This window comes from Candidatus Njordibacter sp. Uisw_039 (assembly GCF_047730075.1).
Classification (GTDB): Bacteria; Pseudomonadota; Gammaproteobacteria; order Pseudomonadales; family Balneatricaceae; genus Njordibacter.
Window position 1 is genome coordinate 2,386,737 of record NZ_CP159831.1, and the last position, 26,578, is coordinate 2,413,314.

At 46.0% G+C, this 26,578-nt stretch carries 26 protein-coding genes and 1 pseudogene; 6 read left to right on the plus strand and 21 right to left on the minus strand.

Features of this window, described 5'->3' with window-relative positions; genetic code table 11:
• Positions 1-25: 25 nt before the first annotated feature.
• Together ABXT70_RS11280 and ABXT70_RS11285 are read right to left on the minus strand one after the other, a co-directional pair.
• Complete coding sequence (locus tag ABXT70_RS11280) at positions 26-1,351, minus strand: NAD(P)/FAD-dependent oxidoreductase (RefSeq protein ID WP_443640593.1); 1,326 nt, start codon at positions 1,349-1,351, stop codon at positions 26-28.
• Entirely contained in the window at positions 1,348-1,653 is a 306-nt protein-coding gene (locus ABXT70_RS11285) for a hypothetical protein (protein WP_443640594.1), read from the minus strand. The genes ABXT70_RS11280 and ABXT70_RS11285 overlap by 4 nt, the downstream gene beginning before the upstream one ends.
• A gap of 92 nt (positions 1,654-1,745) precedes the next feature.
• Between ABXT70_RS11285 and tsaA the strand changes: the two genes are divergently transcribed.
• Genes tsaA through ABXT70_RS11300 form a run of 3 tightly spaced genes read left to right on the plus strand, consistent with a single transcriptional unit; the run spans position 1,746 to position 4,219 of the window.
• Entirely contained in the window at positions 1,746-2,447 is a 702-nt protein-coding gene (tsaA, locus tag ABXT70_RS11290) for a tRNA (N6-threonylcarbamoyladenosine(37)-N6)-methyltransferase TrmO (RefSeq protein ID WP_443640595.1), read from the plus strand.
• Between the two features lie 52 nt (positions 2,448-2,499).
• Positions 2,500-3,804, plus strand: coding sequence for an adenosylmethionine--8-amino-7-oxononanoate transaminase (gene bioA, locus ABXT70_RS11295; protein ID WP_443640596.1), 1,305 nt, complete (start codon positions 2,500-2,502; stop codon positions 3,802-3,804).
• Complete coding sequence (locus ABXT70_RS11300) at positions 3,791-4,219, plus strand: acyl-CoA thioesterase (protein ID WP_443640597.1); 429 nt, start codon at positions 3,791-3,793, stop codon at positions 4,217-4,219. Before bioA ends, ABXT70_RS11300 begins: the two co-directional genes overlap by 14 nt.
• Before the next feature lie 283 nt (positions 4,220-4,502).
• Here ABXT70_RS11300 and ABXT70_RS11305 read toward each other — a convergent pair whose 3' ends face one another.
• The 6 genes and pseudogenes from ABXT70_RS11305 to rpsF all read right to left on the minus strand — a co-directional run.
• A complete protein-coding gene (locus tag ABXT70_RS11305; RefSeq protein WP_443640598.1) occupies positions 4,503-5,096 on the minus strand; it encodes a hypothetical protein in 594 nt (197 codons plus the stop codon).
• Positions 5,097-5,130: 34 nt separating this feature from the next.
• The gene (gene dnaB, locus ABXT70_RS11310; protein ID WP_443640599.1) at positions 5,131-6,525 is read right to left on the minus strand and encodes a replicative DNA helicase; all 1,395 of its coding nucleotides are present in this window, start codon (positions 6,523-6,525) and stop codon (positions 5,131-5,133) included.
• Positions 6,526-6,726: 201 nt separating this feature from the next.
• Positions 6,727-7,173, minus strand: coding sequence for a 50S ribosomal protein L9 (gene rplI, locus ABXT70_RS11315; protein WP_443640600.1), 447 nt, complete (start codon positions 7,171-7,173; stop codon positions 6,727-6,729).
• A gap of 47 nt (positions 7,174-7,220) precedes the next feature.
• Positions 7,221-8,063 carry a hypothetical protein gene (locus ABXT70_RS11320; protein WP_443640601.1) on the minus strand — a complete coding sequence of 281 codons (843 nt, stop codon included), beginning with the start codon at positions 8,061-8,063 and terminating at the stop codon, positions 7,221-7,223.
• 13 nt (positions 8,064-8,076) lie between these two features.
• Positions 8,077-8,304 (minus strand): 30S ribosomal protein S18, encoded by a 228-nt coding sequence (rpsR, locus tag ABXT70_RS11325; protein ID WP_046482048.1) that lies wholly within the window; start codon positions 8,302-8,304, stop codon positions 8,077-8,079.
• Between the two features lie 328 nt (positions 8,305-8,632).
• Positions 8,633-8,980 (minus strand): annotated as a pseudogene (rpsF, locus tag ABXT70_RS11330) (30S ribosomal protein S6); the annotation flags it as partial.
• Between the two features lie 423 nt (positions 8,981-9,403).
• Between rpsF and ABXT70_RS11335 the strand changes: the two are divergent.
• From ABXT70_RS11335 to ABXT70_RS11345, 3 genes are read left to right on the plus strand one after another with little or no spacing between them, the layout of a single operon-like run.
• Complete coding sequence (locus ABXT70_RS11335) at positions 9,404-9,838, plus strand: YtoQ family protein (protein ID WP_443640602.1); 435 nt, start codon at positions 9,404-9,406, stop codon at positions 9,836-9,838.
• Positions 9,839-9,862: 24 nt separating this feature from the next.
• Entirely contained in the window at positions 9,863-11,245 is a 1,383-nt protein-coding gene (locus ABXT70_RS11340; protein ID WP_443640603.1) for an MATE family efflux transporter, read from the plus strand.
• Between the two features lie 16 nt (positions 11,246-11,261).
• Entirely contained in the window at positions 11,262-11,723 is a 462-nt protein-coding gene (locus tag ABXT70_RS11345; RefSeq protein WP_443640604.1) for a DnaJ domain-containing protein, read from the plus strand.
• Between the two features lie 36 nt (positions 11,724-11,759).
• Here ABXT70_RS11345 and rlmB read toward each other — a convergent pair whose 3' ends face one another.
• From rlmB to tsaE, 13 genes are all read right to left on the minus strand, one after another.
• Positions 11,760-12,497 carry a 23S rRNA (guanosine(2251)-2'-O)-methyltransferase RlmB gene (gene rlmB, locus ABXT70_RS11350; protein ID WP_443640605.1) on the minus strand — a complete coding sequence of 246 codons (738 nt, stop codon included), beginning with the start codon at positions 12,495-12,497 and terminating at the stop codon, positions 11,760-11,762.
• 25 nt (positions 12,498-12,522) lie between these two features.
• Positions 12,523-14,934 (minus strand): ribonuclease R, encoded by a 2,412-nt coding sequence (rnr, locus tag ABXT70_RS11355; protein WP_443640606.1) that lies wholly within the window; start codon positions 14,932-14,934, stop codon positions 12,523-12,525.
• A 6-nt stretch (positions 14,935-14,940) separates the two neighbouring features.
• Positions 14,941-16,236, minus strand: coding sequence for an adenylosuccinate synthase (locus tag ABXT70_RS11360; RefSeq protein ID WP_443640607.1), 1,296 nt, complete (start codon positions 16,234-16,236; stop codon positions 14,941-14,943).
• 85 nt (positions 16,237-16,321) lie between these two features.
• Positions 16,322-17,518 (minus strand): ATP phosphoribosyltransferase regulatory subunit, encoded by a 1,197-nt coding sequence (locus ABXT70_RS11365; protein WP_443640608.1) that lies wholly within the window; start codon positions 17,516-17,518, stop codon positions 16,322-16,324.
• 33 nt (positions 17,519-17,551) lie between these two features.
• Positions 17,552-17,746, minus strand: a complete 195-nt coding sequence (locus ABXT70_RS11370) for a DUF2065 domain-containing protein (protein ID WP_443640609.1) — start codon at positions 17,744-17,746, stop codon at positions 17,552-17,554.
• Between the two features lie 186 nt (positions 17,747-17,932).
• Positions 17,933-18,805 (minus strand): protease modulator HflC, encoded by an 873-nt coding sequence (gene hflC / locus ABXT70_RS11375; protein ID WP_443640610.1) that lies wholly within the window; start codon positions 18,803-18,805, stop codon positions 17,933-17,935.
• A gap of 1 nt (position 18,806) precedes the next feature.
• The gene (hflK, locus tag ABXT70_RS11380) at positions 18,807-19,985 is read right to left on the minus strand and encodes an FtsH protease activity modulator HflK (RefSeq protein ID WP_443640611.1); all 1,179 of its coding nucleotides are present in this window, start codon (positions 19,983-19,985) and stop codon (positions 18,807-18,809) included.
• Between the two features lie 33 nt (positions 19,986-20,018).
• On the minus strand, positions 20,019-21,329 hold the full coding sequence (gene hflX / locus ABXT70_RS11385; RefSeq protein WP_443640612.1) for a ribosome rescue GTPase HflX: 1,311 nt from the start codon (positions 21,327-21,329) through the stop codon (positions 20,019-20,021).
• Positions 21,330-21,395: 66 nt separating this feature from the next.
• Positions 21,396-21,629 carry an RNA chaperone Hfq gene (gene hfq, locus ABXT70_RS11390; RefSeq protein ID WP_046482115.1) on the minus strand — a complete coding sequence of 78 codons (234 nt, stop codon included), beginning with the start codon at positions 21,627-21,629 and terminating at the stop codon, positions 21,396-21,398.
• A 100-nt stretch (positions 21,630-21,729) separates the two neighbouring features.
• Positions 21,730-22,635 carry a tRNA (adenosine(37)-N6)-dimethylallyltransferase MiaA gene (gene miaA, locus ABXT70_RS11395; RefSeq protein WP_443640613.1) on the minus strand — a complete coding sequence of 302 codons (906 nt, stop codon included), beginning with the start codon at positions 22,633-22,635 and terminating at the stop codon, positions 21,730-21,732.
• Between the two features lie 39 nt (positions 22,636-22,674).
• Entirely contained in the window at positions 22,675-24,549 is a 1,875-nt protein-coding gene (gene mutL, locus ABXT70_RS11400) for a DNA mismatch repair endonuclease MutL (RefSeq protein WP_443640614.1), read from the minus strand.
• Positions 24,550-24,583: 34 nt separating this feature from the next.
• On the minus strand, positions 24,584-25,963 hold the full coding sequence (locus tag ABXT70_RS11405; RefSeq protein ID WP_443640615.1) for an N-acetylmuramoyl-L-alanine amidase: 1,380 nt from the start codon (positions 25,961-25,963) through the stop codon (positions 24,584-24,586).
• Positions 25,960-26,442, minus strand: coding sequence for a tRNA (adenosine(37)-N6)-threonylcarbamoyltransferase complex ATPase subunit type 1 TsaE (tsaE, locus tag ABXT70_RS11410; protein WP_443640616.1), 483 nt, complete (start codon positions 26,440-26,442; stop codon positions 25,960-25,962). Before tsaE ends, ABXT70_RS11405 begins: the two co-directional genes overlap by 4 nt.
• Positions 26,443-26,578: the final 136 nt, after the last annotated feature.

Genomic DNA, 26,578 nt, shown 5'->3' on the forward strand with positions numbered 1-26,578 from the left:
TAATAGATTTAGTTAACAGTGTGGCTTAATTTTCTTTACGAGCAATAAAGCTATCGCGTATTAAACGTAATCGCACACCCCACCTCAAGATAGGCTGGGGAGGTAATCGGTTAGGCTTTGGCCGTGCTTGAATCATGGCGATCGCATCGGTCATATGACCGCTAGCTCGGTAGGCCATTTGTTCGCCAAATAAGGTGGCCAAGCCAATGCCACCACCGTTGTAACAACCAGCCACTAACAATTTTGACTCTAATTGGTCAAACACTTGGCCATTATTGCCACTAATGCAGGTGACACCGGCCCAACAGCTATCAAAGAGGTCAGTGCCTAATTCTGGAAAACGGCGCTTGAGGCCACGCAGGTGAATGCGCTTACGTTGGTTAAGCTGACTGGCCGACATGTTCATGGCTGGCCAGACTTCAGCAGTATTACGCACCATAATGCGCCGATCCTGAGTTAAGCGGACGGTAGCACCCATAGCTTGCGCAGACAGCAAGCCCCATGCACTAGGGCTGCCTATAGACGCATATTCAGAATCATTTAGTGGCCGCGTCATACTAGCTGTTAAGGTGAGTGGAAACGCGCGCTTACGCTTCAACCCAGCACTGGCCATAAAACCATTAACAGCCATCAATAATTTGGGGGTTTTAACTTGTCCCATTGGTGTTGAAACTAAAAAATCTGCGCCTTGTTTGCGCCATGTTAAAACTGGGCTGTTTTCATAGAGGGTCACATTGTCTGGCAACAGAGATATGTATGCACGAGCTAGCTTGGCGGGCTGCAACATAATACCGCCAGCTGTCCACAAGGCTTGGGTATAATAACCAGTACCTAGCCGCTGCTTCAACTCAGCACCTGAGATCAGACGATGCTCCAGTTCCAGCTCTTGCAGCAACTCACTAAAGCGCTGCAACTTAGGTTCATGTGCGGGCACTGCCGTGGCATGAAATTTTCCACTCGCATCCCAATCACAATCTATTTGATATTCATTGACTAGCCGACTAACACAATCTACACCTGCTTTATTTAGGGCATACTTTTCACGGTATTGTTGTAGACCCGTATCAGACATATGACCATCGTTAAGGGTTGAATCAACCAGATAGCCAGAGTTACGCGCACTCGCACCTTCTCCAGCTCGCTGAGCGTCAATAATGATGATTTTAGCATTAGGATTAAGCTGGGCAAATTTTCTAGCTGCCGACAAACCTGTATAACCAGCGCCAACAATAACAAAATCCGCTATGTGTTCGTCTTGTAAGCTGGCATTGGCCTGGCGTGAGGGTAGCGCCTGTGTCCAACCACAGGCCTGATCATTTACGGGTAATGGTGAGAACACCTTACTGTTCATTCGTTGCCAGACTCAAGCTGCCGCATGTACTCTGCAGGGTCGATGGCGATACCTAATGAACGTTTTTCGATGTAGAAACCGTTTTTAGATTCCCGGGCACGGAAACAAACATACGCACCCACCTCAAACTCAAGGGCTTTGTTTGCAGAAAAGTAGGCATACTCTTGTTCAGCAATCACTAAGGTGTGGATGTAGTATTCTGGCATTCCCAACCATTCAACATGGGGTCCATCGGTGGCAACCGATTGAAGATGTCCTCGACCTTGCAGGGCCTTAGCTTTGACGTAGGGCTTGCGAGCCATATATTTTCCTAAACGAGACGATTAAACTAACGCTATTGTATCTAGCTTAAACCTTGGCGTCAGCCAAAATACCGCGAATAAATCATCTAATCATGCCAATACCCACAAACTCACAGCTCTTTGAAGTAACACCAATAGGTATAATTCACTCATGCTTTAAGGAAAAATTTGCCGCCCCTCGCCAACCTGGCCTCGTGCCTGCTGCTTTAGCCCAAGTACAACTCCACTCACCTTATAACCAAGCCGATACAGTTGCTGGACTAGAGGAGTTCTCTCATATTTGGCTGACCTTTGTATTTCATCAAACAGCGCAACAAGGCTGGAAGCCCAAAGTACGGCCACCAAGATTAGGTGGCAATAAAAAGCTTGGTATATTTGCCACCCGGTCTACTTTTAGGCCCAATCCTCTGGGGTTATCATTAGTAAAACTTGAGTCCATTGATACTAGAAACGGCGTTATCCTCCACGTGTCTGGAGCAGATTTAATCGATCAGACCCCAATCCTAGACATTAAGCCTTACCTACCTTGGGTAGAATCTATAGCAGATGCCAAAAGCGGCTTCGCCAGTGATGACCAAGTTCTCCAACTACCCATTTATTATAGCGAACAAGCCCAGCAGGCTTTAACCAGCAGACCAGAACTCTCAGAACTCATTGAGCAAGTTTTACTACACGACCCTAGGCCAGCATATCAGCAGGACCCTGAACGTATTTATGGCTGTAACATTGCCGATATCAACCTACGCTGGAAAGTGCGTTTTGATCAAATAGAAGTGATTGAAATCAACCAATAACATTACTTAGCTATGCTAATATGTTACTAATTAGAGACAACATTTAACACTTATGACTCCTGAACAACTCATAGCCTTAGACCAACAGTACGTATGGCACCCTTATGCCTCCATGGATAACCCTCCGCCCTCTTACCCTGTTGTTGGCGCCAGCGGTGTGCGATTGACCTTAGCCAATGGCCAAGAGTTAATCGATGGCATGGCTTCTTGGTGGTGTGCGGTGCATGGCTACAATCATCCTCATCTCAACGAGGCTATGAAACTGCAAATCTCTGATATGTCTCATGTGATGTTTGGTGGTATTACGCACGAACCTGCAGTAACCCTCGCTAACCGATTAGTGGATCTCACACCTGCAGGCTTAGATAAGGTATTTTTTTCAGATTCAGGTTCTGTGGCCGTGGAAGTGGCCATAAAAATGGCCCTACAATACTGGCACTCCAAGACACAAGCCAACAAAAACCGCATGCTCACTATACGCAATGGTTATCATGGCGATACCTTTGGTGCTATGGCAGTGTGTGATCCAATTAACGGCATGCACACACTATTTGCCAGCGTATTACCGCAACATCATTTTGTTGACGCCCCACCGATGGGCTTTGATCGCCCATTAATAGATGGCGACTTAGCAGAACTTGAAGACAAAATGTGCAAGTACCAAAACGAAATTGCTGCTTTAATCTTGGAGCCTATCGTGCAAGGTGCGGGTGGTATGCGTTTTTATAGCCCTGAATGGCTAAAAGGTGCAGCAGACCTCTGCAAACAATATAACATTCTCTTAATCGCCGACGAAATTGCCACAGGGTTTGGTCGCAGTGGTGCGTTGTTCGCCTGCGACCATGCCCAAGTTAAGCCCGATATCATGTGTCTAGGCAAAGCCATTACTGGCGGCACCATGAGCTTTGCTGCAACCTTAACCACGGCCGAAATTGCCACCAGTATTTCACGTGGTGAAGCCAGTTGCTTTATGCATGGACCAACGTTTATGGCCAACCCTTTGGCCTGTGCCGTGGCCAACGCTAGTTTAGACTTGCTGGAACGCAGCGATTGGAAAAGTCAGGTCAATGGTTTAAATAAAGGCCTTAACATCCTATTACAACCAGCCAAAGCCCTACCCTATGTTGAGGATGTGCGAGTATTAGGTGCCATTGGCGTAATAGAAGTCACACAAGCCGTAGATCTGGGCATCATTCAAAAGATGTTCGTAGAAGAAGGCATATGGGTGCGGCCATTTGGCAAACTGGTTTACGTAATGCCCCCCTACGTAATGAGCCCACAAGACTTAGCTCTGCTGTGTAGCGGGATGTTAAGCGTGCTGGAGCGCTATTTTAGGCAGCACCATGCCACAAGCTAAAATAGACCCTAACTTTACTGTGTTATTTGCTTGTAACCTTCAAGTAAGAGTGGCAGATTTAAATTATGGCAACCATCTGGGTAATGACCGTATTCTGAGCTATTTTCACGAAGTTAGAGTGCTATGGCTTAGTCACCATAACCTCAGCGAGCACGATGTTGGTGGCTGCGGTCTCATTATGACAGGCACTAATATTGAGTACCTTAAGCAAGCACACTTACATCAATTCCTTACGTTAACACTAGGTGCACGAGAGGTGGGCAAAGCGCGATTCACCTTAGTATATAAACTCACAGACGACCAGACCGACCAAGTTATTGCCCTTGGCGAAACCAACATGGCCTGCTTTAACTACCAGCGTCAAAAACCCACGCGGGCGCCCGTATCTTTGATTGCTGCGCTGCGTTTGCAATGACCTATATGCTCTACTAGTTACCCATATAAACCATCTCAAGACACATTAAATCTCATGGTTTCATAATGTCTGAAATATCAGACAGTAGCAATATATGGAACCAAACTACCACTGTGTAACAAAAGAGCTACTTTGATGATTGTTGAAGCCGATTAAGGCACAGGTTAGCATCACATTTGTCAAAATAGAAAACTAGGAGCATTACCTAGTTCTGTACTTTAGCCTCATCATGCAACAACCCTAGCTACATATTTTCAGGATGCACTGACCCTCTTGAAAAGCGTTAGTCGAAGTAGGCGTAGCAGTAGGTAATAGGCTCAAGGCCACTGTCTTTGGCAGCGCACTGCTGACATGTCTGGGTGGAGGATACCCGGGAAAATTTATTACAGGTAACACACTTGGCTTTATCTACTACTTGCCATTGCAACCCCGGAAATTCTTGCCAATGCTTGCCTAAACTGAGAATTTCATGACCTTTGAGCAAGTCCCCTGCATGGTAACGACCGACGATAATTTTAATACGCTGATCCACCGCTTTCTTGCGTCGCTGTTGTTCAACCTGATGTTGGTCAGGCGCCATGTGCCTCGCCAAAATACTCATGGTATCAGCCATACCTTGTTGCTGTTGCGTGAAGTGCTTAAGGGCATGTTCAAGCTGGGCGTGACGCCCTAGGGGTATGCTATAGGCCAGTAAGTCTGGATCCCAATGCCCGCCAGCCAAGTGCAAGGATTCCATTAAATCGATGTTGTGATCGCCATACAAACGCAAGTCATTTGCCGTAGTAATTAATTCATAGCCAATAGGTAAGTGGTTTAGCAAAGAGGCGCTAACGCCCATATCGACTTGAGTTTTTTCATCATTAAACCAGTCACTCATCGTCTTACCTATACAGGTTATGCCGTAACTTAGGTTATTCCACGTCATCATAGCCATCATAGCTATGTACGAGGTCTTCAAAACGGGTGTATTTACCAATGAAGGCTAAGCGCGAGGTGCCAATAGGGCCATTACGTTGCTTACCAATGATGATTTCGGCCTTGCCTTTATCTTCACTGTCTTCATTGTAGACTTCATCACGGTAGATGAACATAATGAGGTCAGCATCTTGCTCGATGGCACCAGATTCACGTAAGTCTGAGTTTACTGGCCGTTTGTTGGGGCGATTTTCCAAACTACGATTAAGCTGTGACAGCGCTATCACCGGGCACTTAAGTTCCTTCGCTAGGGCTTTCAAAGAACGTGAAATTTCTGAAATTTCCGCGGTGCGACCTTCGGTGTGGCCTTTAATCTGCATCAGCTGAAGATAGTCAATCATGATCATGCCAATACTGCCGTGTTCACGGGCAATTCGCCTTGCCCTAGTGCGTATTTCGGTTGGGCTTAAGCCCGCACTGTCATCAATATAGAGCGGCTTATCTTTTAGTAAGTTTACCGCACCTGTAAGTTTAGGCCAATCATCTTGTTCCAGTTTACCCGTACGCATGCGGGTGGCGTCGATACGGCCAAGGGATGACAGCATGCGCATCATCAGCTGTTCAGCTGGCATTTCCATACTGAATACGAGTATGGGTGCATCGCCAATTACTGCGGCATTTTCGACAATATTCATGGCAAAGGTAGTTTTGCCCATTGACGGTCGGCCTGCCACGATAATCAAATCAGAGTTTTGCATGCCTGAAGTTTTGTTATCTAGGTCTGTAAAGCCCGTACTTAAACCAGTAATTGCACTGTCTGACCGGAACAACTGATCAATGCGTTCTACTGCACCTTTAAGGATAGGGTTAACATATTGTGGTCCGCCTTCTTTTGGGCGTGCCTCAGCGATTTCAAACACTTTACGTTCTGCTTCGTCCAATACATCATCAGAAGAACGGCCTTCTGTATGAAAAGCAGAATCGGCTATGTCATTGGCCACACCAATGAGCTGACGTAATATAGCCCTTTCACGGACAATATTGGCATAAGCGGTAATGTTTGACGCACTCGGAGTATTTTTCGCCAACTCACCTAGGTAACTTAGACCACCAGCATTGGATAATTCATCTATACGGCTCAACTCTTCTGATAAAGTAATAACGTCTATAGGTCGAGAATCGCCTACCAGTTTAGTCATTACACGGAAGATGAGCCGATGATCTTGACGGTAAAAATCAACTTCTGCCACGGCCTCAGACACCCGGTCCCATGCCATTTCATCCAACATCAAACCGCCTAGCACAGACTGCTCAGCCTCTAGCGACTGAGGAGGCACCTTAAGTGCATCAAGTTGAGGGTCGGACTTAAGTAAATGTGAAGCTGGTAGCATGAAAATGTCGATTTAATAAGATGAATACTGGCCCATGATAACCTTTACCACAGGCACAAAAAAGCCCCTTTACTGGGGCTTTTTGAGATTGCTTTGTTACGGTGCTTAGCCTGCGTCATTACGAAGGCCAAAGGCCTGTGGCAATGCATTAACTGAAGTCTTGAATTGCTACGCTACGCTCGCAATAATGAGTGCGGAACTTTACTCAGCAATAAGCGCTACAGTCACCTCTACAGTGATATCACTGTGAAGTTGGATAGCAACGGCAGTTTCGCCCAATGCACGCAACGTACCTTCAGGTAGACGCACTTCAGTCTTGTCAACGGCATGACCAGCTTCCAGTAGGGCAGCAGCGATTTCGTTAGTTCCGATAGAACCAAACAGCTTACCTTCTTCGCCAGCGTTAACAGCAATAGTGATAGTCAATTTGCCCATCGCATCTGCACGAGCTTGAGCAGCAGATAGCTTTTCAGCAGCAGCAGCTTCTAGTTCTGAGCGGCGTGCTTCAAAAGCTTCAACGTTAGCTTTGTTGGCAGGTACAGCTTTGCCATTTGGGATTAGAAAGTTACGGCCATATCCAGCTTTAACTGAAACAGTGTCACCCAGCGCGCCTAACTTACCAATTTTTTCAAGAAGAATTACATTCATGTTTAATTCCTTAGTTTGCTCAACATGTATACACGAAGAGTCTAATTCTATTTTTTTACCCTAACTGGCAAACGTTGCCGTAACTTGAACACGCTGTCCAAGGTGGCTAATAATGCTAATAGAGTAAAGACCACTGCGCTTGAGAGTAGCAACCCCAAATAGGTTGCAATCAGCCAAGCTCGGCCTAATTTTAATTGCTCAATCAGTCCATGCACTAACGCCAGGCCTGCAAATAGCAATGGTATTGATAACACAAACAACCATTGCGTCATGTCGGTAATACTGCTTAAGCCGAATACGGCTAAAGCTAGAGTTCCCGTAAGCCATATCGGCAAACGCAACTGATGAAATTCGGTTTGAAAACCACCTGGGTTATACAACGCCGCCTGCCACCAACGCGCCAACACGACACAGGCTAACAATATAGCCATATGTACGGCACCTAACACACCCTCCATGAGGGTTTGTAGTAGCTTTTTATCAATATTTTCTGGCAAATTTTGTTGCGCTTCTAGCTGAATTCCAGCTTCGGCAAAAACCGCCATTACATCTTGCAAGTAGCTAGCTAAAATAGGCATAGATACAATTGCAGCCAATAGGCTAGCAACCAACACATAAGCCCAGCTGGCACTGTAGCGTAAAACGCTAGCCAAACCTGCCACACCTATTAAAGTTAAAGCAGGTGTTGGATCTCCATTACTCCACCAAGCTATAGCAGGTAATAGGCTCCACATAAAAACATTAGCTCCAGCTTGATAACCTTTTCTCAAGATCACCAAGGCCACAAGTGCTGCACTTATCCAAAACAACACAGGAATGATAGCAAACAACACTGCAACCATAGTTACTTGTTTGTTGCCACGCATGGCGTATTGAGCTAGTCCGCGCATATGTTAATACAGCTTACTGATGAGCGTCAGTGTATGGCAACAATGCAACGTAACGAGCGCGCTTGATAGCGGTAGAAAGCTGACGCTGATAGCGTGCTTTAGTACCGGTAATACGGCTAGGTACAATCTTGCCAGTTTCAGATACGTAGCCTTTTAAAACTTCAATATCTTTATAGTCGATTTGAGTTACGCCTTCGGCGGTGAAACGACAGTACTTACGACGACGGAAAAAACGTGCCATGGTCAATATCTCCAGTTAATTATTCAGCTGCGGCTTCAGCGGCTTTGACGGCTTTGGCTTTGGCGGCTTTGGCGGCTTTGGCGGCTTTGGCTTTGGCGGCTTTGGCGGCTTTGGCTTTGGCTTCTGCTTCTGCTTCTGCTTCAGAGGCTTCTGCTTGAGGAACTTCTACTTGAGGAGCTTCTGCTTGAGGAACTTCTGCTTGAGGAGCTTCTGCTTGAGGAACTTCTGCTTGAGGAGCTTCTGCTTGAGGAGCTTCTGCTTGAGGAACTTCTGCTTGAGGAGCTTCTGCTTGAGGAACTTCTGCTTCAGAGGCTTCGGCACGAGGGGCGCGTTCTTGACGACGACGGTCTTCACGGCTTTCAGCAGCTTTAACAGGGGAATCCCCAGTTTCAGCAGCTTTCATTCGTACAACCATGTTGCGAATTACCGCATCATTGTAACGGAAGTTGCTGTCTAGCTCGACCAATGCGGCGTTTGAACATTCAACGTTCATTAGTACATAGTGAGCTTTGTGAATCTTGCTAATTGGGTAAGCCAAGTGACGGCGGCCCCAATCTTCTAAACGATGAATCGCACCACCATCAGCTTCAATAGTCGTGGTGTAGCGCTCAATCATAGAGGGTACTTGTTCACTTTGGTCTGGATGGACCAAAAAGATAATTTCATAATGACGCATTGCTGCTCCTTATGGGTTAAATAGCCTTAAGCGTCTAATAATTCGTTATTGAACTACAGCCTTAAAGCAAGGAGAAAAATCACACCTAAAAATGTGATGGCGCATTATACGTAAACTAATGGAAAGGTACAAGTTATCACGCTTTTAGTAACTTGCTTAAGTGCCCGAATATTGCCAAGACTAAAGCACCTACGCACCTACCTAATTAAAGTCAAAACTTTACGCATTATGACAGCTTTTTTTGAGACTAGAGCGATAACGACTGATATATTACATGGGGCCTGAGTTGGGCTAATCGGTGTGTCACAAATAGCAGAATAGCTACCGCCATGGGTATGAGAAAAGCTTGATGTAAGTACAGCAATGCTAAGAGCATATATTAAGTGCCTGTGAAACGAACCAATACCAATTTGAGAAAAAACTATGTGGAACATTTATTTATCTGGCGAAATACATACGGACTGGCGCGAGCAAATCATTAGCCGTTGTGCAGAACTAAACCTGCCTGTAAATTTTTCATCCGCCTGCACCAACCACGAAGTCAGTGATGCAGCAGGTGACCACTTAGCAGATACGGCTACCAGCTTTTGGCGTGACAACCAATCGGCCAAGGTGAATGCCATTCGCACTAGGAACCTCATTGCCCAAGCAGACATCGCCATCATTAGGTTTGGCGACAAATATAAGCAATGGAATGCCGCTTTTGATGCTGGGTATTGCGCTGCCATGGGTACGCCATACATTACCTTACATAGCGAAGACATCGTTCACCCTTTAAAGGAAGTGGATGCAGCAGCTATGGCTTGGACTACGGATGTTAATCAAGTCATCACCACTCTCCAGCACGTGTGTAGTTAATAAACATAACAAGGACGTTTTACTATGGGCCAGCACACCAGCCACCTAGGCACTAAACCCATCCTAGGGCTATTCTTTGGCATGGCTGCTCCTATCGCTGTGGGTATGATGGTGAATGGCCTTTACAATGTCGTTGATGCGATTTTTGTTACCCGCGCCATTGGTGTGAATGCCATGGGTGGCATTTCCATTGTATTTCCAATTCAAATGTTTATCTTTGCTTTGGCCACTTTGGTGGGCAGCGGTATGGCTTCAATTGTAGCTCGCCAACTAGGCGCAAAACAGGAAACTGCTGCCAATACCACAATAGATATCGCCTTCCGTTTAGCCTTAACTATGGCCATAGCCATTACCCTAGGCATCTATTTAAATATAGATACCTTACTCGAATTTCTGGGAGTGTCAGAAGCATTGTGGCCATACGCCTATGGTTATCTCGTGCCCTTGGTATTGCTGAGCTTCCCAATCGTATTTGTTAGTAGTATTCCTGGTGATTTACTCAGAGCGGAAGGCAAGGCCATGTTAATGATGGCTAGCATGGTGTCATCTGCGCTGCTGAACATTGTGTTAGATGCCGTGTTTATCTTCGTCTTGGATATGGGCGTGGAGGGCGTAGCTTATGCCACCATCCTGTCTCAGATATTTGCTGCAGCGTTAATGCTTTACTTCATTTTAGGTGGCAGAACCCACTTAAAATTACGCCCGTTTGCTTATCAGATGAACTGGGGGATTCTTAAGGACGTCACTTTACTAGGCATACCCATTCTAATATCCCATGCTGGGGTATCTGTATTTATAGGTTTAACCAACTACACAGTAATCCAGTTTACTGAAGTTGACAGTGACCTGTATGTAAGTTCATACGGGCTCATTGGCCGCTTAATGATCTTTTTTATATTACCAGCCATTGCCATGACTATTTCCTTTCAAACTATTGCTGGCTACAACTATGGCGCTAAACAATATGACCGAGTTTTAGCCATGATCAAACTTGGCGTTATTTCAAGCCTATGTTACGGCTTAGGTGTGAGCGCTTTGATGTTACTTGCACCTCAACAGATTATTGGTATCTTCACCCAAAACACGGCACTGTTGGCCACCACAACCGGCATCGCCTTTTGGTCTTTCTTATTATTTCCACTGTCCAATGCCCACAGTGTCATTAGCTCTTTATTTCAGGCCTTGGGGAAGGCTAGACATGCCATTTTCTTATCGTCCCTAAGAATTTATTTTATACTCATACCTGCGCTACTCATATTACCCACAATTTATGGTATCAATGGTATTTGGTATTCATTCCCTATTGCAGATGTGATTGCTTTTGTTGTGGTGATTTATTTTGCTTTTCGCGAGCGTGGCAACCTGCATCGTCTCATCTTGACATCTAAACAAACTGACCTAACCTAGGAAGCTGGAGATTGAAATGATTTTAATATTATGGGTTTTAGGCATTGTTATTGTTGCTTTGCTGATTCGTCTATTACTGAATAGCGCACCTAGCAATGGCAAGCCATTTCTATTGCGCACAGCAGTGGTGATCATTGCAATAGTAGCTATCGGGTTGGCATTAAGTGGCTTGTGGCCTGTGGCCATAAGCCTTCTAGGCGGCCTAGCGGTCTATGGCAGGCCTGTTCTTCAGGCTTTTGGCCTATGGCAGACGATCAAACGTTTTAGCCAAACCAGCACTAAGAGCAACGCTCCCAGTGCATCTGTTATGGATAAACAACAGGCAAGACAAGTTTTAGATGTTGAAGCAGATGCCAGCCATGAAGAAATAATATCTGCCCACAAACGTTTGATGGCCAAAAATCACCCTGATAAAGGGGGCAGCACCTATTTAGCTAGCCAAATCAACCAAGCTAAAGACGTATTACTTCAGGACTAAACTCATCTCCAGCAGGAAAATGAGTTAGTGAATAATCTAACTGCGCTGACGTACTGCTTCAAATAAACACACACCCGCAGCCACAGATACATTAAGGCTACTCACTTCACCCGCCATAGGAATTTTAACCAACTGGTCACACCCTTCACGGGTAAGGCGACGCATACCTTCGCCTTCCGCTCCCATCACTAAAGCCATGTTGCCTGTAAGGTCGGTTTGGTGAATATGCTGGATGGCTTCGCCGGCGGTACCTGTAATCCAAACACCAGCATCCTGCAAACTTTTGAGGCAGCGGGCTAAATTAGTCACCTGCACAAAAGGTATGCTCTCTGCTGCACCACAAGCCACTTTGCTTACGGTGCTATTAAGTGACGCTGACTTATCTTTGGGCGCGATGACTGCATGTACGCCAGCAGCATCTGCGGTACGCAAACAAGCACCTAAGTTATGGGGATCCGTTACACCATCTAAGATCAACAAAAATGCTGGCTCCTTAAGCTCTTCTAACAACTGCGTTAGGAAATGCTCATCTTTAGCTGGGTTTGGAGTACACCCAGCAACCACACCCTGGTGTCGACCCTTAACTTTATTGTCTAAATCACGGCGGGGCATTATTTGACATTCAATGCCCTGCTCGTCTGCCAGCGCCTTAACTTGATTTAAGCGTTGGTCTTCACGACCTTCTTGAAGCCAAATTTCTTGCACCCGCTCGGGGTTGCGTTGCAATTTAGTTTGCACAGCGTGAATGCCAAAGACATATTCAATGTTAGCCATAATTAACGACTCTCAAATACCTTATTTACGGCGCAGTCTTTTTACGGCGAGGTTTTCTTGCACCGCCAGAAGGCTTACCCTTTTGATCAAACAAAGGGGCATCTGCTGAAGTTTCAGCACTGGACTTCTTCGACTTAGGTTTAGGCTTTGACTTAGCTTTAGGCACAGGCCTTGATTTCGGTTTTGGACCCGTTTTAGACTTAATTTTTGGTGGCGCATCAGCTAACTCAAAATCAATTTTCTTTTCGTCTAGGTCTACTCGAACCACTTGTACTTCAATACTGTCACCTAAGCGGAAACTTTTGCCACTGCGCTCTCCTTGGAGACGATGCTTAGCTGCATCAAAGTGATAATAATCACCTGGTAACGCACTAATATGCACAAGGCCTTCAACATAAACATCAGCCAACTCAACAAACAAACCAAAACTAGTTACAGCATTAATGGTGCCATGGAAGTAATCACCGATATGACCTTGCATGTATTCGCACTTAAGCCAGCCTTCTACATCCCAAACAGCAGCATCTGCTCGACGCTCAGCCATTGAGCAATGTTCGCCCAAAATCACTACGTCCGCAGTGGTATATGGATACCATGGCGACTGTGGTTGCTTTTCAGTGGCTTTAATTCGCTTCACATACCGGCTCAACCGCTTGCTTTGAATCACACTGCGTATGGCACGATGAACGAGCAAGTCAGGGTAGCGACGAATGGGCGACGTAAAGTGCGCGTATGCGTCATAGCCTAAACCAAAATGGCCTTCGTTTTCTGGCGTATAAACGGCCTGACTTAATGAACGTAACATCACAGTTTGCACTAAGTGTGCGTCAGGACGGCCCTTGATAGAGCTCAACAGCGCCTGATAATGCTTTGGTTTTGGCTCTTCCCCACCTGGCAATGAAAGACCCATTTCACCTAAAAATCCACGCAAGTTTTCTAGCTTGCTAGGCTTAGGGCCTTTGTGCACACGGAACAAACCATCTAGTTTATGCTTCGCTAAAAACTTAGCCGTACTCACGTTAGCCGCTAACATACACTCTTCAATCAACTTATGGGCATCGTTGCGGTGTACCGGCACTATGTCAGTTATTTTACGGTCTTCGCCAAAGATGATACGTGTTTCTTGGGTTTCAAAATCAATCGCGCCACGGGCGTCACGGGCAGAACGCAAAGCAGAATACAGCTTATGCAATTGGTCTACAGGCTTTACTACATGGTTATATTCTTGACGTAAAGCCAGACATTGCTCATCATCTGAATCCAGCATCGCACCCACTTTGGTGTAAGTTAAGCGGGCGTGAGAGTGGATTAAACCTTCGTAAAACTCGTAGCCACTCAACTTACCCTTACTGCTGATAGTCATCTCGCACACCATGACCAACCGATCGACATGGGGATTAAGAGAGCATAAACCGTTGGAAATAGCTTCTGGCAACATAGGGATTACACGCTCAGGAAAATACACTGAGGTTGCTCGCCTGTGAGCTTCTGTATCTAAAGCAGTGCCCGTGCGGACGTAATGGCTTACATCAGCAATAGCAACATATACACGCCAGCCACCTAAGGTTCTTTTACGGCAATAAACTGCGTCGTCAAAGTCGCGAGCGTCTTCTCCATCAATGGTAACAAAAGGCATTTCACGAAGATCAATACGATCATGCTTATCAGCTTCAGTGACTTCTGGGGCAAGCTTAGCAGCTTCATGACTGGCCTCTAACGGCCATTCATGGGGTATTTCGTGGGTTCGAATAGCAACATCAATCTCCATGCCTGGAGCCATGTGTTCACCCAAAATCTCAGCAACTTCACCTACAGCTTGATTGCGTTTGTTAGGCTGGTGAGTAATGCGCACGGTAACATATTGGCCATGCTGAGCTTGAAGTACGCTATCGCTTGAAATTAGAATGTCTTGGCTAATACGCTGATTATCTGGGCGCACAAAACAAATGCCATTTTCCTTCGTTAACCGCCCCACAACTTGCCGAGTATTGTGCTCAGTCACTTCAACAATAGCGCCTTCGCTACGGCCTTTGCGGTCTACACCAGTAATACGAGCCAGGGCCTTGTCGCCATCTAACACAGCTCGCATTTGACGGTGGCTGAGAAATAAATCATCACCACCTGCATCGGGCTTTAAGAAACCAAAGCCATCTCGATGGCCTATGATACGGCCATGGATAAGGTCCATCTTATGGATAGCGCCATAGGCACCTTTGCGGTCACTTATCAGCTGGCCATCGCGTTCCATGGCACGTAAACGGCGACGCAGTGCTTCTACATCTTCTGCCTCAAACAAGGCCAGTTCAAAACTAACCTGTTTAAGCGTTGCTGGGCCGCTTCGGTCACGCAAGTGATCCATAATAAATTCACGGCTGGGAATTGGATTGTCGTACTTTTGCGCCTCACGCTGAGCATGTGGATCGTCGATTTGTGTCATTTTTTCCTAGGAGCCAAAAGGATGGCGTTTAACAATTGTTTCAATTCGATCTGGGCCTGTGGAAATGATGTCCACTGGCGCCTCAATCAAGACTTCAATACGGGCAATGTAGGCCAACGCAGCAGCGGGTAGTTGTGCTTCTGTCTGGGTACCTACGGTAGACTCAGTCCAACCCGGCATGGTTTCGTAAATAGGGGTCACGGCTGCAAAACCTTCAGCATCGCTTGGGCAAGATACCTCATTACCCATGGCGTCATGGTAAGCAACACACATTTTAATTTCGTCCATACCATCCAATACATCCAGCTTAGTCAGGCAGATACCTGACACACTGTTAATCTGAATGGCATGTTTAAGTGCAACAGCATCAAACCAACCACAACGACGTGGGCGGCCTGTAGTAGCACCTAATTCATGGCCACGATTCGCAAGGCCTAAACCCACATCACAGAATAATTCTGTTGGGAATGGGCCGCTGCCAACACGTGTAGTGTACGCCTTGGTGATGCCTAAAATGTAATCTAGGTACATTGGGCCAAAGCCAGAACCTGTAGCCGTGCCACCAGCAGTGGTATTTGAAGAGGTTACATAAGGGTATGTACCATGGTCAATGTCGAGCAATGTACCTTGGGCACCTTCAAACAGAATATCTTCACTTGCACGGCGCAAATCGTGAATTTCTGCAGTCACGTCGGTAAACATGGCTTTAATCTGCTCGGCTTGAGCCAATGCAGTTTCTAAGACTTGGGTATAATCTAATGGTTTAACACGGTAGAAGTTTTGCAAGACAAAGTTATGATAAGTCATCACCTCTTTAAGCTTTACTGCAAACCGTTGTGGATCTAGCAAATCTCCTAAACGCAAACCACGACGAGCCACCTTGTCTTCATAGGCAGGTCCAATCCCACGCCCTGTGGTGCCAATTTTCTCATCACCACGAGCCAATTCACGCGCTTGATCTAGGGCAACGTGGTAAGGCAATATTAATGGGCAAGCAGTGCTAATACGCAAACGATCACGCACAGGAATACCACGCTCTTCTAGCTCTGCCATTTCTTTTAGTAACGCATCCATAGCAACCACAACACCGTTACCTATAAAGCAGGTAACCGTGTCACGCAAAATACCTGAAGGAATTAAATGCAAAACAGTTTTTTCGCCTTCGATCACTAAAGTATGACCCGCGTTATGGCCCCCTTGAAAACGCACCACTGCCGTGGCCTGATCGGTGAGCAAGTCAACGATCTTACCTTTGCCTTCATCACCCCATTGGGTGCCTAAAACGACGACATTCTTACCCATAATATTTTGCTCTAGTTTATTGCTGCTGCACGTGAGATCACGCCAAAATTAAAATTCATAGTTTATAATAGAAGCCTATTTAAACTTAGGATGTTGGGACTATTTTCCAAACATCATTTTGCCAAACTAATTGGCGGGAACACCGCTCTGGTGCAGGACTATCAAATAGTTGTGCAACCAAACGTTCGCCTTGCAGACGCAATTGAGATTGCATTATCCATAGACTTTTACGCTGTGCACTACTCAAACCTACTTCTGCTGGCATTGCAATGGTGTCAGCCTGCACCAAAGGCACCTCAGACAGTTCCGACAACACCTTTAAGTCGGCACTAAATCCAGTTGCAGGCCGTGCCCGGCCAAACACCTTGCCAATATCATCATAACGACCACCCTTAGCAATGGCTTGGCCAAAAGCTGGTGTGAGGGCGGCAAAAACCACTCCAGTATGGTACTCATAACCACGTAGTTCGGCTAAATCAAAGTACAAGGTCACCTGAGGGAAGCGCGTGCTAACTGCCTCTGACAACTCACGTAAGTAGACAATGGCTGTAGAGACTTCTGCAGACACATTAGCAAATATTTGTTCGGCCTGATGTAAAACCGAAGTCTCACCGTATAACCGGGGCAGCTGTGACAGTATAGTTTTCGCCTCATCCGTCAAATCCATAGCTGACACCAGGACATCTATATCGGCTACTGCTTTACTTTGCAGCAGATTAAACAATTCTCTTTCATCATCATCAGCTAAGCCGATAGCATCAATCAAGCCACGGTAGATACCCACGTGGCCCAAGTCTAAGGTAATGGGATGTTTGATGCCTATCCTGGCGAGTGTTTCTAACATCAAACTAATGACCTCAAGGTCACTATCAATGCCAGCGTGACCATATAGTTCTGCGCCCACTTGTAACGGGCTGCGAGAGGCTAAGGGGTTGGCAGCGCTTGTGTGCAATACAGTATTGGAGTAACACAGGCGGTTGATACCATCACAGTCAATACTGTGGGCATCAATACGGGCAACTTGAGGCGTAATGTCTGCGCGAATACCCATGGTACGGCCAGTTTTTTGATCAATCACCTTAAAGGTGGCTAAATCTAAGTCATCACCAGTACCAATCAACAATGAATCAATGTATTCAATGAGTGGCGGCATAACTAGGTCGTAACCCCATGCTTGGTATAGGTCGACCACGGTGCGGCGCAGGTCTTCTATACGGGCAGCTTCCGGGGGCAATACTTCTTTTACGCCATCTGGCAATAACCAGCGATTTGCACGACTCATGTGAGTTCCTGTTTCCCAAACAATTGCATTAAATCAACGCACTAAAAGCAGTAAGGTAAGCCCTAAAAGCATACTTCCCAAACCTAACAGTCGCATATTGCGGTCACTTATCTGTGCTAGCTGAACCACTAATTGACGCCACCTTTGTGGGTATAAAAAAGGCAAAATACCTTCTATTATCAGCATCAAGCAAAAAGCCACCAGTAGGTGTTGGGTCAATTCATTCATGGTTCTTTACTAATGCTTCAAACACAAAAAAACCGAGCATCATACGGCCCATCTCGGACCCTACTTCTCGGTTACACAATTGTACTTCTTTTAGCCACAAATGACCACCTTTCAGGCTTAAAAAGCAGCCACTAAAAAGGACCTCGAAAGGCCCTTTTAATGTCTTGCTAAAAGCAAGCCGAAGGCTTACTTCAGAGTAGACTGGTTCATGTACTTAAAGAACTCACTATCAGGCTCGATCAACATCACGTCACCACCAGCACCAAAGGTTTTACGGTAAGCATCTAAACTACGGTAAAAACTATAGAACTCTGGATCTTTGTTGAAGGCTGCAGCGTAGGTTGCTGCTGCAATGGCATCACCATCACCACGAATAAGCTCTGACTCACGGTAGGCATTCGCTTCGATGACCGTTTCTTGGCGATCTGCATCGGCACGAATACCTTCGGCCAGTTCCTTACCCTTAGAACGCAGTTCACGGGCTTCACGCTCACGCTCTGTGCGCATGCGACCGTAAACAGATTCACTTACTTCCTGGGGTAAATCGATACGCTTCACGCGCACGTCAACCACCTCGATGCCCATATCTGTCTTAACTACTTCGTTAAGCTCTTCACGTAGTTCAGCCATTAGCTCATCACGCTCACCGGAAACTACTTCCGTTAAGGTGCGTTCGCCAAACTGGTTACGCAAACCGGTATCTACACGAGACGCTAACAACTTAGCAGCGGTAAATTCATCACCAGAAGTTGCAGTATAGAAGTCAGCCACGTTGTGAATACGCCACTTGACGAAAGAATCAACAATCAAAGCTTTCTTTTCTAGCGTTAAGTAACGTTGTGGACGAGCATCCAAAGTAAGCACGCGAGCATCAAATATACGCACAGTGTTCACGAATGGAACTTTCACATGTAGGCCAGGCTGGATATCAAACTGCACCACCTCACCAAACTGAAGCATAATTGCGCGTTCTGTTTCCTTTACTACAAACAGTGTAGAAGAGGCGACAAGAAGTGCCACAAATAAGCCAATTAAGGTCACTAAAGTACGAGTAGCCATGTTAACGAGACTCCCTTGAAGATGAACCGCCTTGAGTTAGCTGTTGAATTACACGGTTAGTAATTTCATCCACCATACTGGAAGACATTTTACCACCAGCACCCGTTGCTGCACGCAAAGATTGGTTCTGCATGATTTGGTCTAGGGGTAACACCATCATGTTATTGCCACCCTTAACGTCTACCATGACCTTAGAAGCATTGGAAAGTACATCTTCCATGGCAACAATATAAAGGCGCTCACGTGTTACTTCTGGAGCCTTCCGGTATTCCGTTAGTAATTTAGTAAAACGAGTTGCTTCACCTTCTGCGCGGGCAACCACCTGCTCACGGTAGGCTTGGGCCTCTTCGCTCACACGCTGTGCACGACCACGAGATTCTGGCACGATACCGTTGGCATAGGCTTGGGCCTCGTTTTTAACTCGCTGCTCATCTTCACGAGCCTTTATCACGTCATCAAACGCATCCTGCACTTGCGAAGGTGCTGCCGTATTTTCTATGTTTACTTTAATGACTTCTAAGCCAGTCTGGTAGTCATTCAATAAGGCCTGCAATCGGCTTTCAATATCTAAAGCCAGAAGGGCACGGCCTTCGGTCAGCACAGAGTGCATTTCCGAACCGCCTACCACATGACGCAAGGCACTTTGCGTAGCTTGTAATAAGCTATTTTCTGGATCTCTAACTTCTAACAAGAAATCTTTAGGACTAGACACAACGTATTGAACCGATAAACCCACTTCAACGATGTTTTCATCTTCTGTAAGCATTAAGGCACGATGTTCAACGTTACGAACAGCCGTGACATTAACTTTAGTGACAAGATCAACCAACGGTGGATTCCAATGCAAGCCAGGCTGCACAGTTTCACTGAACTTGCCAAGGCGCAAAATCACTGCACGCTCTTGTTGGTCTACGGTATAGAAACCCATACCTGCCCATAAAACTATAATAATTACGGCACCAAAACCAATAATTTTACCTGTAGAAGTTGGGGTATTACCACCACCTGAACCAGAGGTCTCTTTATTACCAGAACCACCAAATAAGCCATTGAATTTCTCAATAAGCTTACCTAACGCTTCATCTAGATCAGGTGGCCCCTGATCTTGTCCATTTGGACGACGATTGCCGCCCCATGGATCTTGGTCTTTACCGTTATTACCCGGTTCATTCCAGGCCATAATCTTCTCCTGATTATTGCAGTTATTAAATGGTTATGAGTCCCATGGGTTGGCTGGTTTGCCTACAAAAGGCGTTGCATCCATTCCTATACGACTCAATGTTTGTAAAAAATCTCGCTTTTGTAAGCGCACGTTCAACACCATGTGGCCTTGATCGTTAATACCTTCTTTTTCTACGGCGTCTAAGGCATAAAGCTGAGCTCTCAAATTACCATACTGAGGTTCCAGCACAAGTTGTTGAGCAAAAATTTCACCACCTAAGCGCTCACTAATGGCTTGCACCAGAAGGTCTACACCCTCACCCGTTAGAGCACTTAACCAAACCCTTCTTGGCACACCATAACCATCACGGTCAATACGTGGGGGGCAATCTTCTAACATATCAATCTTGTTGTACACCAATAAATGGGGTAAATCATCGGCGCCAATTTCTTCCAGCACCGATTCAACTTCTTCTATGTTATCGTCACGTTTTTCATCATTTGCATCAATCAAGTGAAGTAATAACGTTGCTTCCGCCGTTTCTTGTAGCGTAGCACGAAAGGCATCTACAAGCTTATGGGGTAAGTGACGAATAAAACCTACCGTGTCTACCAATATAGTGGGGCCAACATCTTTAATTTCAAGGCGTCTAAAGGTTGGATCCAAGGTGGCAAATAATTGGTCTGCAGCATACACATCGGCAATGGTAATTCGATTAAACAAACTGGACTTACCAGCGTTAGTGTAGCCCACCAAAGAAATGGTAGGCACCTCTGCACGGCGACGAGCACGACGCCCTTGCTCACGTTGCTTACGCACCTTACCTAAGCGCTTTAATATGGTATTGATACGCACACGCAGTAAACGACGGTCAGTTTCTAACTGGGTTTCACCTGGACCACGCAGACCAATACCACCTTTTTGACGCTCCAAGTGGGTCCAGCCTCGAACCAAGCGAGTAGACATATGCTCTAGCTGAGCCAACTCAACTTGCAACTTACCCTCATGGGTACGGGCACGCTGGGCGAAAATATCAAGAATCAAACCTGTGCGGTCTAACACTCGGCACTGCAGTTCAAGCTCTAAATTTCTTTCTTGACCAGGGCTTAAGGCATGGTTAAAGATGACAATTTCAGCTTCGTGTTGTTCCACGGCCAGCTTAATCTCTTCTACTTTACCAGAACCAGCATAGGTTTTTGGATGAGGAGTTGCGCGTGAGCCACCTATTGTTTCTAGGGGATCTGCACCAGCTGAATAAACCAGCTCTTTTAATTCATTGGCATCTTCACGCTCACCCTCTTGGCCCATTTCAAGATGGACAAGGATCGCACGTTCGCCTGATTGGTGACGTTCAAAAAACAAAACAATAACCTAAATCAAAGCGAGCACCCTTAGGTGCTCGTCGGGGTTTCAAAAAAGCCAACAAAATTAATCTAGTTCGTCTTCAGCTGGCATTTTAACTGGGCGAGACGGCACTACAGTTGAAATGGCATGTTTATATACCATTTGGGAAACGGTATTTTTCAGCAGGATTACAAATTGATCGAAAGACTCAATCTGGCCCTGTAATTTAATACCGTTTACCAAAAAAATAGAAACCGGCACTCGCTCCTTGCGTAATACGTTCAAGTAAGGGTCTTGTAGGGTTTGCCCTTTTGACATGGTAGCTCCTTGTAACATTAATATAACTTTAGGGTAAAGTTCGAGAATTATGATGCGTAAATGTACCAACAGATGCAAGTCGTTTTACGCAGCCTTTACGCTAAAACCCTATTCTATCGAATATTTGCAAAACTTTGAATGCTAATTTTGTATCTAAACTATCAAACATCTGTAATTCTGGCCAACTGCGCAGCCAAGTCAACTGTCTTTTAGCTAATTGCCGAGTTGCCACAATGCCCTTGTATTGCATCATTGCGTAGTCGTATTCGCCAGCCAAGTGTTGCCACATCTGACGATACCCTACACAACGCATGGAGGGCAGATCTAAATGCAGGTCTCCACGGGCCATTAAAGACTTCACTTCGTGCTTAAAACCTTGCTGCAACATTATTTCATAACGCTGCTCTATGCGCTGGTGTAACAAGGCTCGATCTGGCGGCCATACGCCAACTGAAGTCACTTGATATGGCAAGGACTGCTGCTTTTGCCTAGACCAATGGGCCGTTAAGGTTTCTCCACTAAGCAAAAACACTTCCATGGCCCGCGTAATCCGCTGGGGATCAGTAGCATTAATACGCGCCCCAGCCACTGGATCAATTTCACACAAACGGACATGCATTGCCCCTAGGCCGTGGTCTTGTATTTCTTGCTCTAACTGCCCGCGTATAACCGGCTCTGATATAGGCAATTGCGCTAAACCATCCACTAACGCCTTATAGTACATCATGGTGCCCCCCACCAGCAGGGGCACCTTACCACGAGCGGTAATTTGTGCCATAAGGGCTAACGCATCAGTGCGAAACCGAGCTGCCGAATAAGCCTCAAGGGGATCACAAATATCAATCAGATGATGAGGTGCTGCGGCTAGGGTGGAGGAATCTGGTTTTGCACTGCCGATATCCATGCCTTGATATATTTGCGCCGAATCTACAGAAATAATTTCACAGGCTCGTTGCTGCACCAGCTCTACAGCTAAATCTGTTTTACCTGCAGCAGTTGGGCCCATAAGAAAAATGGCCGGTGATAACTGACTAGGACACACCTGTCATTGCCCCCGCATAAACAGTTTATCTAGTTCAGACAAACTCAGCTGCGTCCATGTAGGGCGACCATGGTTGCATTGCCCACTGCGCTCGGTAATTTCCATGTCCCGTAACAGTGCGTTCATTTCTACATGATTTAGCCTTCTATTAGCCCTCACCGCACCGTGGCAAGCCATAGTGCCTAGCAGTTCGTTATGAGCTGCCCTAATGCGGTCACTGCTGCCATAGGTGACTACATCAGCTAGGACATCTCGCACTAATTGTTCAACGTTGGCGTGTTGCAACAAGCTAGGCACTTGCCTCACCACTAAATTTTCCGTGCCAGACCTGTCGATAACAAAACCTAGCTCAGTAAATAATTCTTGCTGCGTCTCAACCTGATCCGCTTCACGGGAACTCACAGCCATGGATATAGGCACTAACAGAGGCTGAGCTTTAATGCCTTGCTCTGCCCATGATGTTTTCATTTTTTCGTAAACAATGCGTTCATGGGCTGCATGCATATCCACCAGTACCATGCCTTTGGCATTTTCAGAAACGATATAGATACCGTGGAGTTGCGCCACGGCATAACCCAAGGGTGGCACCTGCCCGGCCTCAGTTGCAGAACCCATTGATGGATCTGCATCGCCATGCAAACTGGCATATACTTTAGCCTGCTCCTGCATTTGATGCGGTGAGTGCTGGTTTAACGATCCGCTCTGCCAAGGCATTTGCTGCATAGTTGATGATGTTGGATTACCGGCAATTTGGCCCAAATCCACTTGCGTTTGGCCAGCAAATACACCCATTTCAAGCCCTTGAGGCTGCATCTGAGACTGGCCCTGCATGACGCCCAACTGTTCAATGCCACCACCTGTAGGTATTTCTGGCCGCACTTGAGCCAAGGCTTTGTGCAGGCTACGAAAGATAAAGTCATGCACTATGCGGCCATCACGAAAACGCACTTCGTTTTTAGTGGGGTGAACGTTCACATCGACATTTGCAGGCTCTAGTTCTAAATACAATACAAACGCCGGATGACGCCCATGATAAAGCACATCACGATAAGCCTGACGCACGGCATGCCCTACTAGCTTATCTCGCACTACTCGACCATTAACAAAAAAATACTGAAGGTCCATCTGGCTGCGAGAGAAGGTCGGCAGGCCAACCCATCCCCATAGCCTCAACCCTGGCGCTTCCATTTCGATATGCAAGGCTTGCTGCATAAAAGCAGGGCCACAAACACTCGCTACACGTTTTTCTTGGGCAGCTTGAGTATCTGCTGGGCGCAAGTTGTGAATCACTTTTTGATTATGTTTAAGGCTAAAAGCTACATCAAACCGGCTTAAGGCCAAGCGTTTTATCACTTCTTCTACGTGGCCAAATTCTGTTTTTTCTGTACGTAAAAACTTACGCCGAGCGGGAGTATTAAAAAACAAATCCCTCACTTCAACACTGGTACCAACAGGATGAGCAGCAGGCTGTAATTGAGCTTCCATGTCTCGGCCTTGCGTCATTACTTGCCAAGCACTCTCTTGGCCCTCAGTATTTGATGTAAGCGTTAAGCGCGATACGGAACTCACACTCGCCAGAGCTTCGCCACGAAAACCTAGGCTCTGCACTGATTCCAAATCATCTAAGCTGGCGATTTTACTGGTCGCGTGGCGGCTTAAGGCTAGCGCTAAGTCTTGTTCACCAATTCCGGTGCCATTATCACGCACGCGCATAAGTTTTACGCCACCCTGCTCAACGTCTACATCAATTTTACTAGCTTTTGCGTCTAGGCAGTTTTCCAGCAACTCCTTTATCACCGAAGCAGGGCGCTCTACCACTTCACCAGCGGCAATTTGGTTAGCCAAACGTGGGCTGAGTTGATGGATTTTTGCAGTCATTAGGACGCTCGTAATCTATAGTGGGGCAAGCCATTTAGCCTGCCGGGATAATAAGTATTTTACCAACCAGTAATACAGATTTACTGGTCATTTTATTGGCGTCTTGCAGGCGCTTGACACTGCTACCAAATCTTTGAGCAATAGCAGAAAGCGTATCTCCAGACACTACCTTATATGAACGTAGCTTGCGCTTTGCTTCTACTACAGAGGCAATATAAGTATTAGCTATCGGGTGGCTATAAAAGTAGCTCCTTAAACCTTTAAAAATAGCCTTGGCCATTTGTTTTTGATACTTTTTGGTACGCAATTTTGCAGCCTCACCGGGATTTGATATAAACCCGGTTTCGACCAATATAGAAGGCACATCCGGTGACTTAAGCACCACAAAACCAGCCTTTTCAACGTGTCTTTTATGTAGCTTAGCAATCTTGCCTATATTGCCAAGGACCTGCTGAGCGACACCTTTACCAATAGCTTGACTGACAACCATATGCATACCAACCAAGGTCTCAACTACATCAGGATCTTTAGCATAGTCATCCAAATCTATTTCACCGATGTAACTACTAGCTGGGTCAGTATCATTTTCGTTTTTTACCAAAAACTTTCCCAATTCACTATCAGAGCCTTTCCTAGACAGTACCCAAACAGATGCTCCTTTAGCTTTACTGTTTTTAAAGGCGTCTGCGTGTATAGAAATGAATAAATCGGCCTTGGCCTGACGGGCTTTTTTAGTACGCCCCCTTAAACTTATGTAATAGTCACCGCTGCGAGTGAGCAAAGATTCGAACCCTGGCTCCTTTTTAATCAGCGCTTGTAAGTGTTTGGCAATAGCTAAAACCACATGCTTTTCTTGTAGTTTTTTACCACTAAATTTGGGGCCCAGCGCACCAGGATCTTCACCACCGTGGCCTGCATCAATGGCAATCACAATATCCCTTTGGCTATCCAATAAAGCCAAGCCACTTAAGGACGTATTTTGTGGCAGTGATGGCTTTATCACTGCACCTTTTGTAGGCGTTGGGGGTGGTAGTTTATAATTGGACAGATCTACCACCAACCGATGGCCATAACTTAGGTTAGGCACCAAGGTAAAAGTTTTATGGCTAGTTTTGTAGGCTAAATCCAGCACTAGGCGTAATTTATTATCGCTGCGCTGGCTAGAGCGAATGCTGCGTATTGGACTGTTAGTAAAGTCTAATTTGGCAACAGAGGTAGACAGTATGCTCCGGTCAATATCGATCACTAGACGGTCTGGATTGGTTAAAATAATTTCTTCAAAAGTCACCGCGGCGCTAATATCAAACACTAATCGTGTGTTATCTGGTCCTGGCCAAATGCGTATGTTTTCTATTTTCGCAGCCCAGGACCCCATAGAAAAGAAGGCCCATGCAAGCAGCAAAAACACTCTCATTGTTGAACCTGGCCTAGGCCATCCAAAATAGCATCACCCATACTGGTTTTTGCCACAAAAGTGAGTTTTCGCCCGCGGTCCAGAGGATGAATAGTTAATACAACATCAGCTTGGGGTAAATAACCCAGCCCTTTATCTGGCCACTCTATCAAATTAATAGCATACCCATCAAAGTAGTCCCGAATACCTAAATATTCTAATTCTTCTGGGTGACCCAAGCGATAAAGATCAAAGTGATGTAATTTTTGTTGCTCAAACTGATATGGTTCCACTAGAGTATAGGTAGGGCTTTTTGTCGCACCTTGATGACCAAAGTGACGCATAACGCCTCGAGTAAATGTGGTTTTCCCCATACCCAAGTCACCCTGCAAAAACACTGTAGCACCTTGTGCGCCAGCACTTAATGCGTGCCCAAACTGCCTGCCTAGAGCCACCATAGCATCTTCGCCGTGGGCTTGTAGTTGGTGCTCTAGGGACATGGACTCGACTACCCTACTCAATGGATGATTTATTAGAGTGCAATATAGCCTAAAAGTGCAATAAAAACCGCCTATCTAGTAGGTATTTCATTGGTTTTGTTTCATTTTTAGAGATTCATGTTATTCGTCTAGGTTA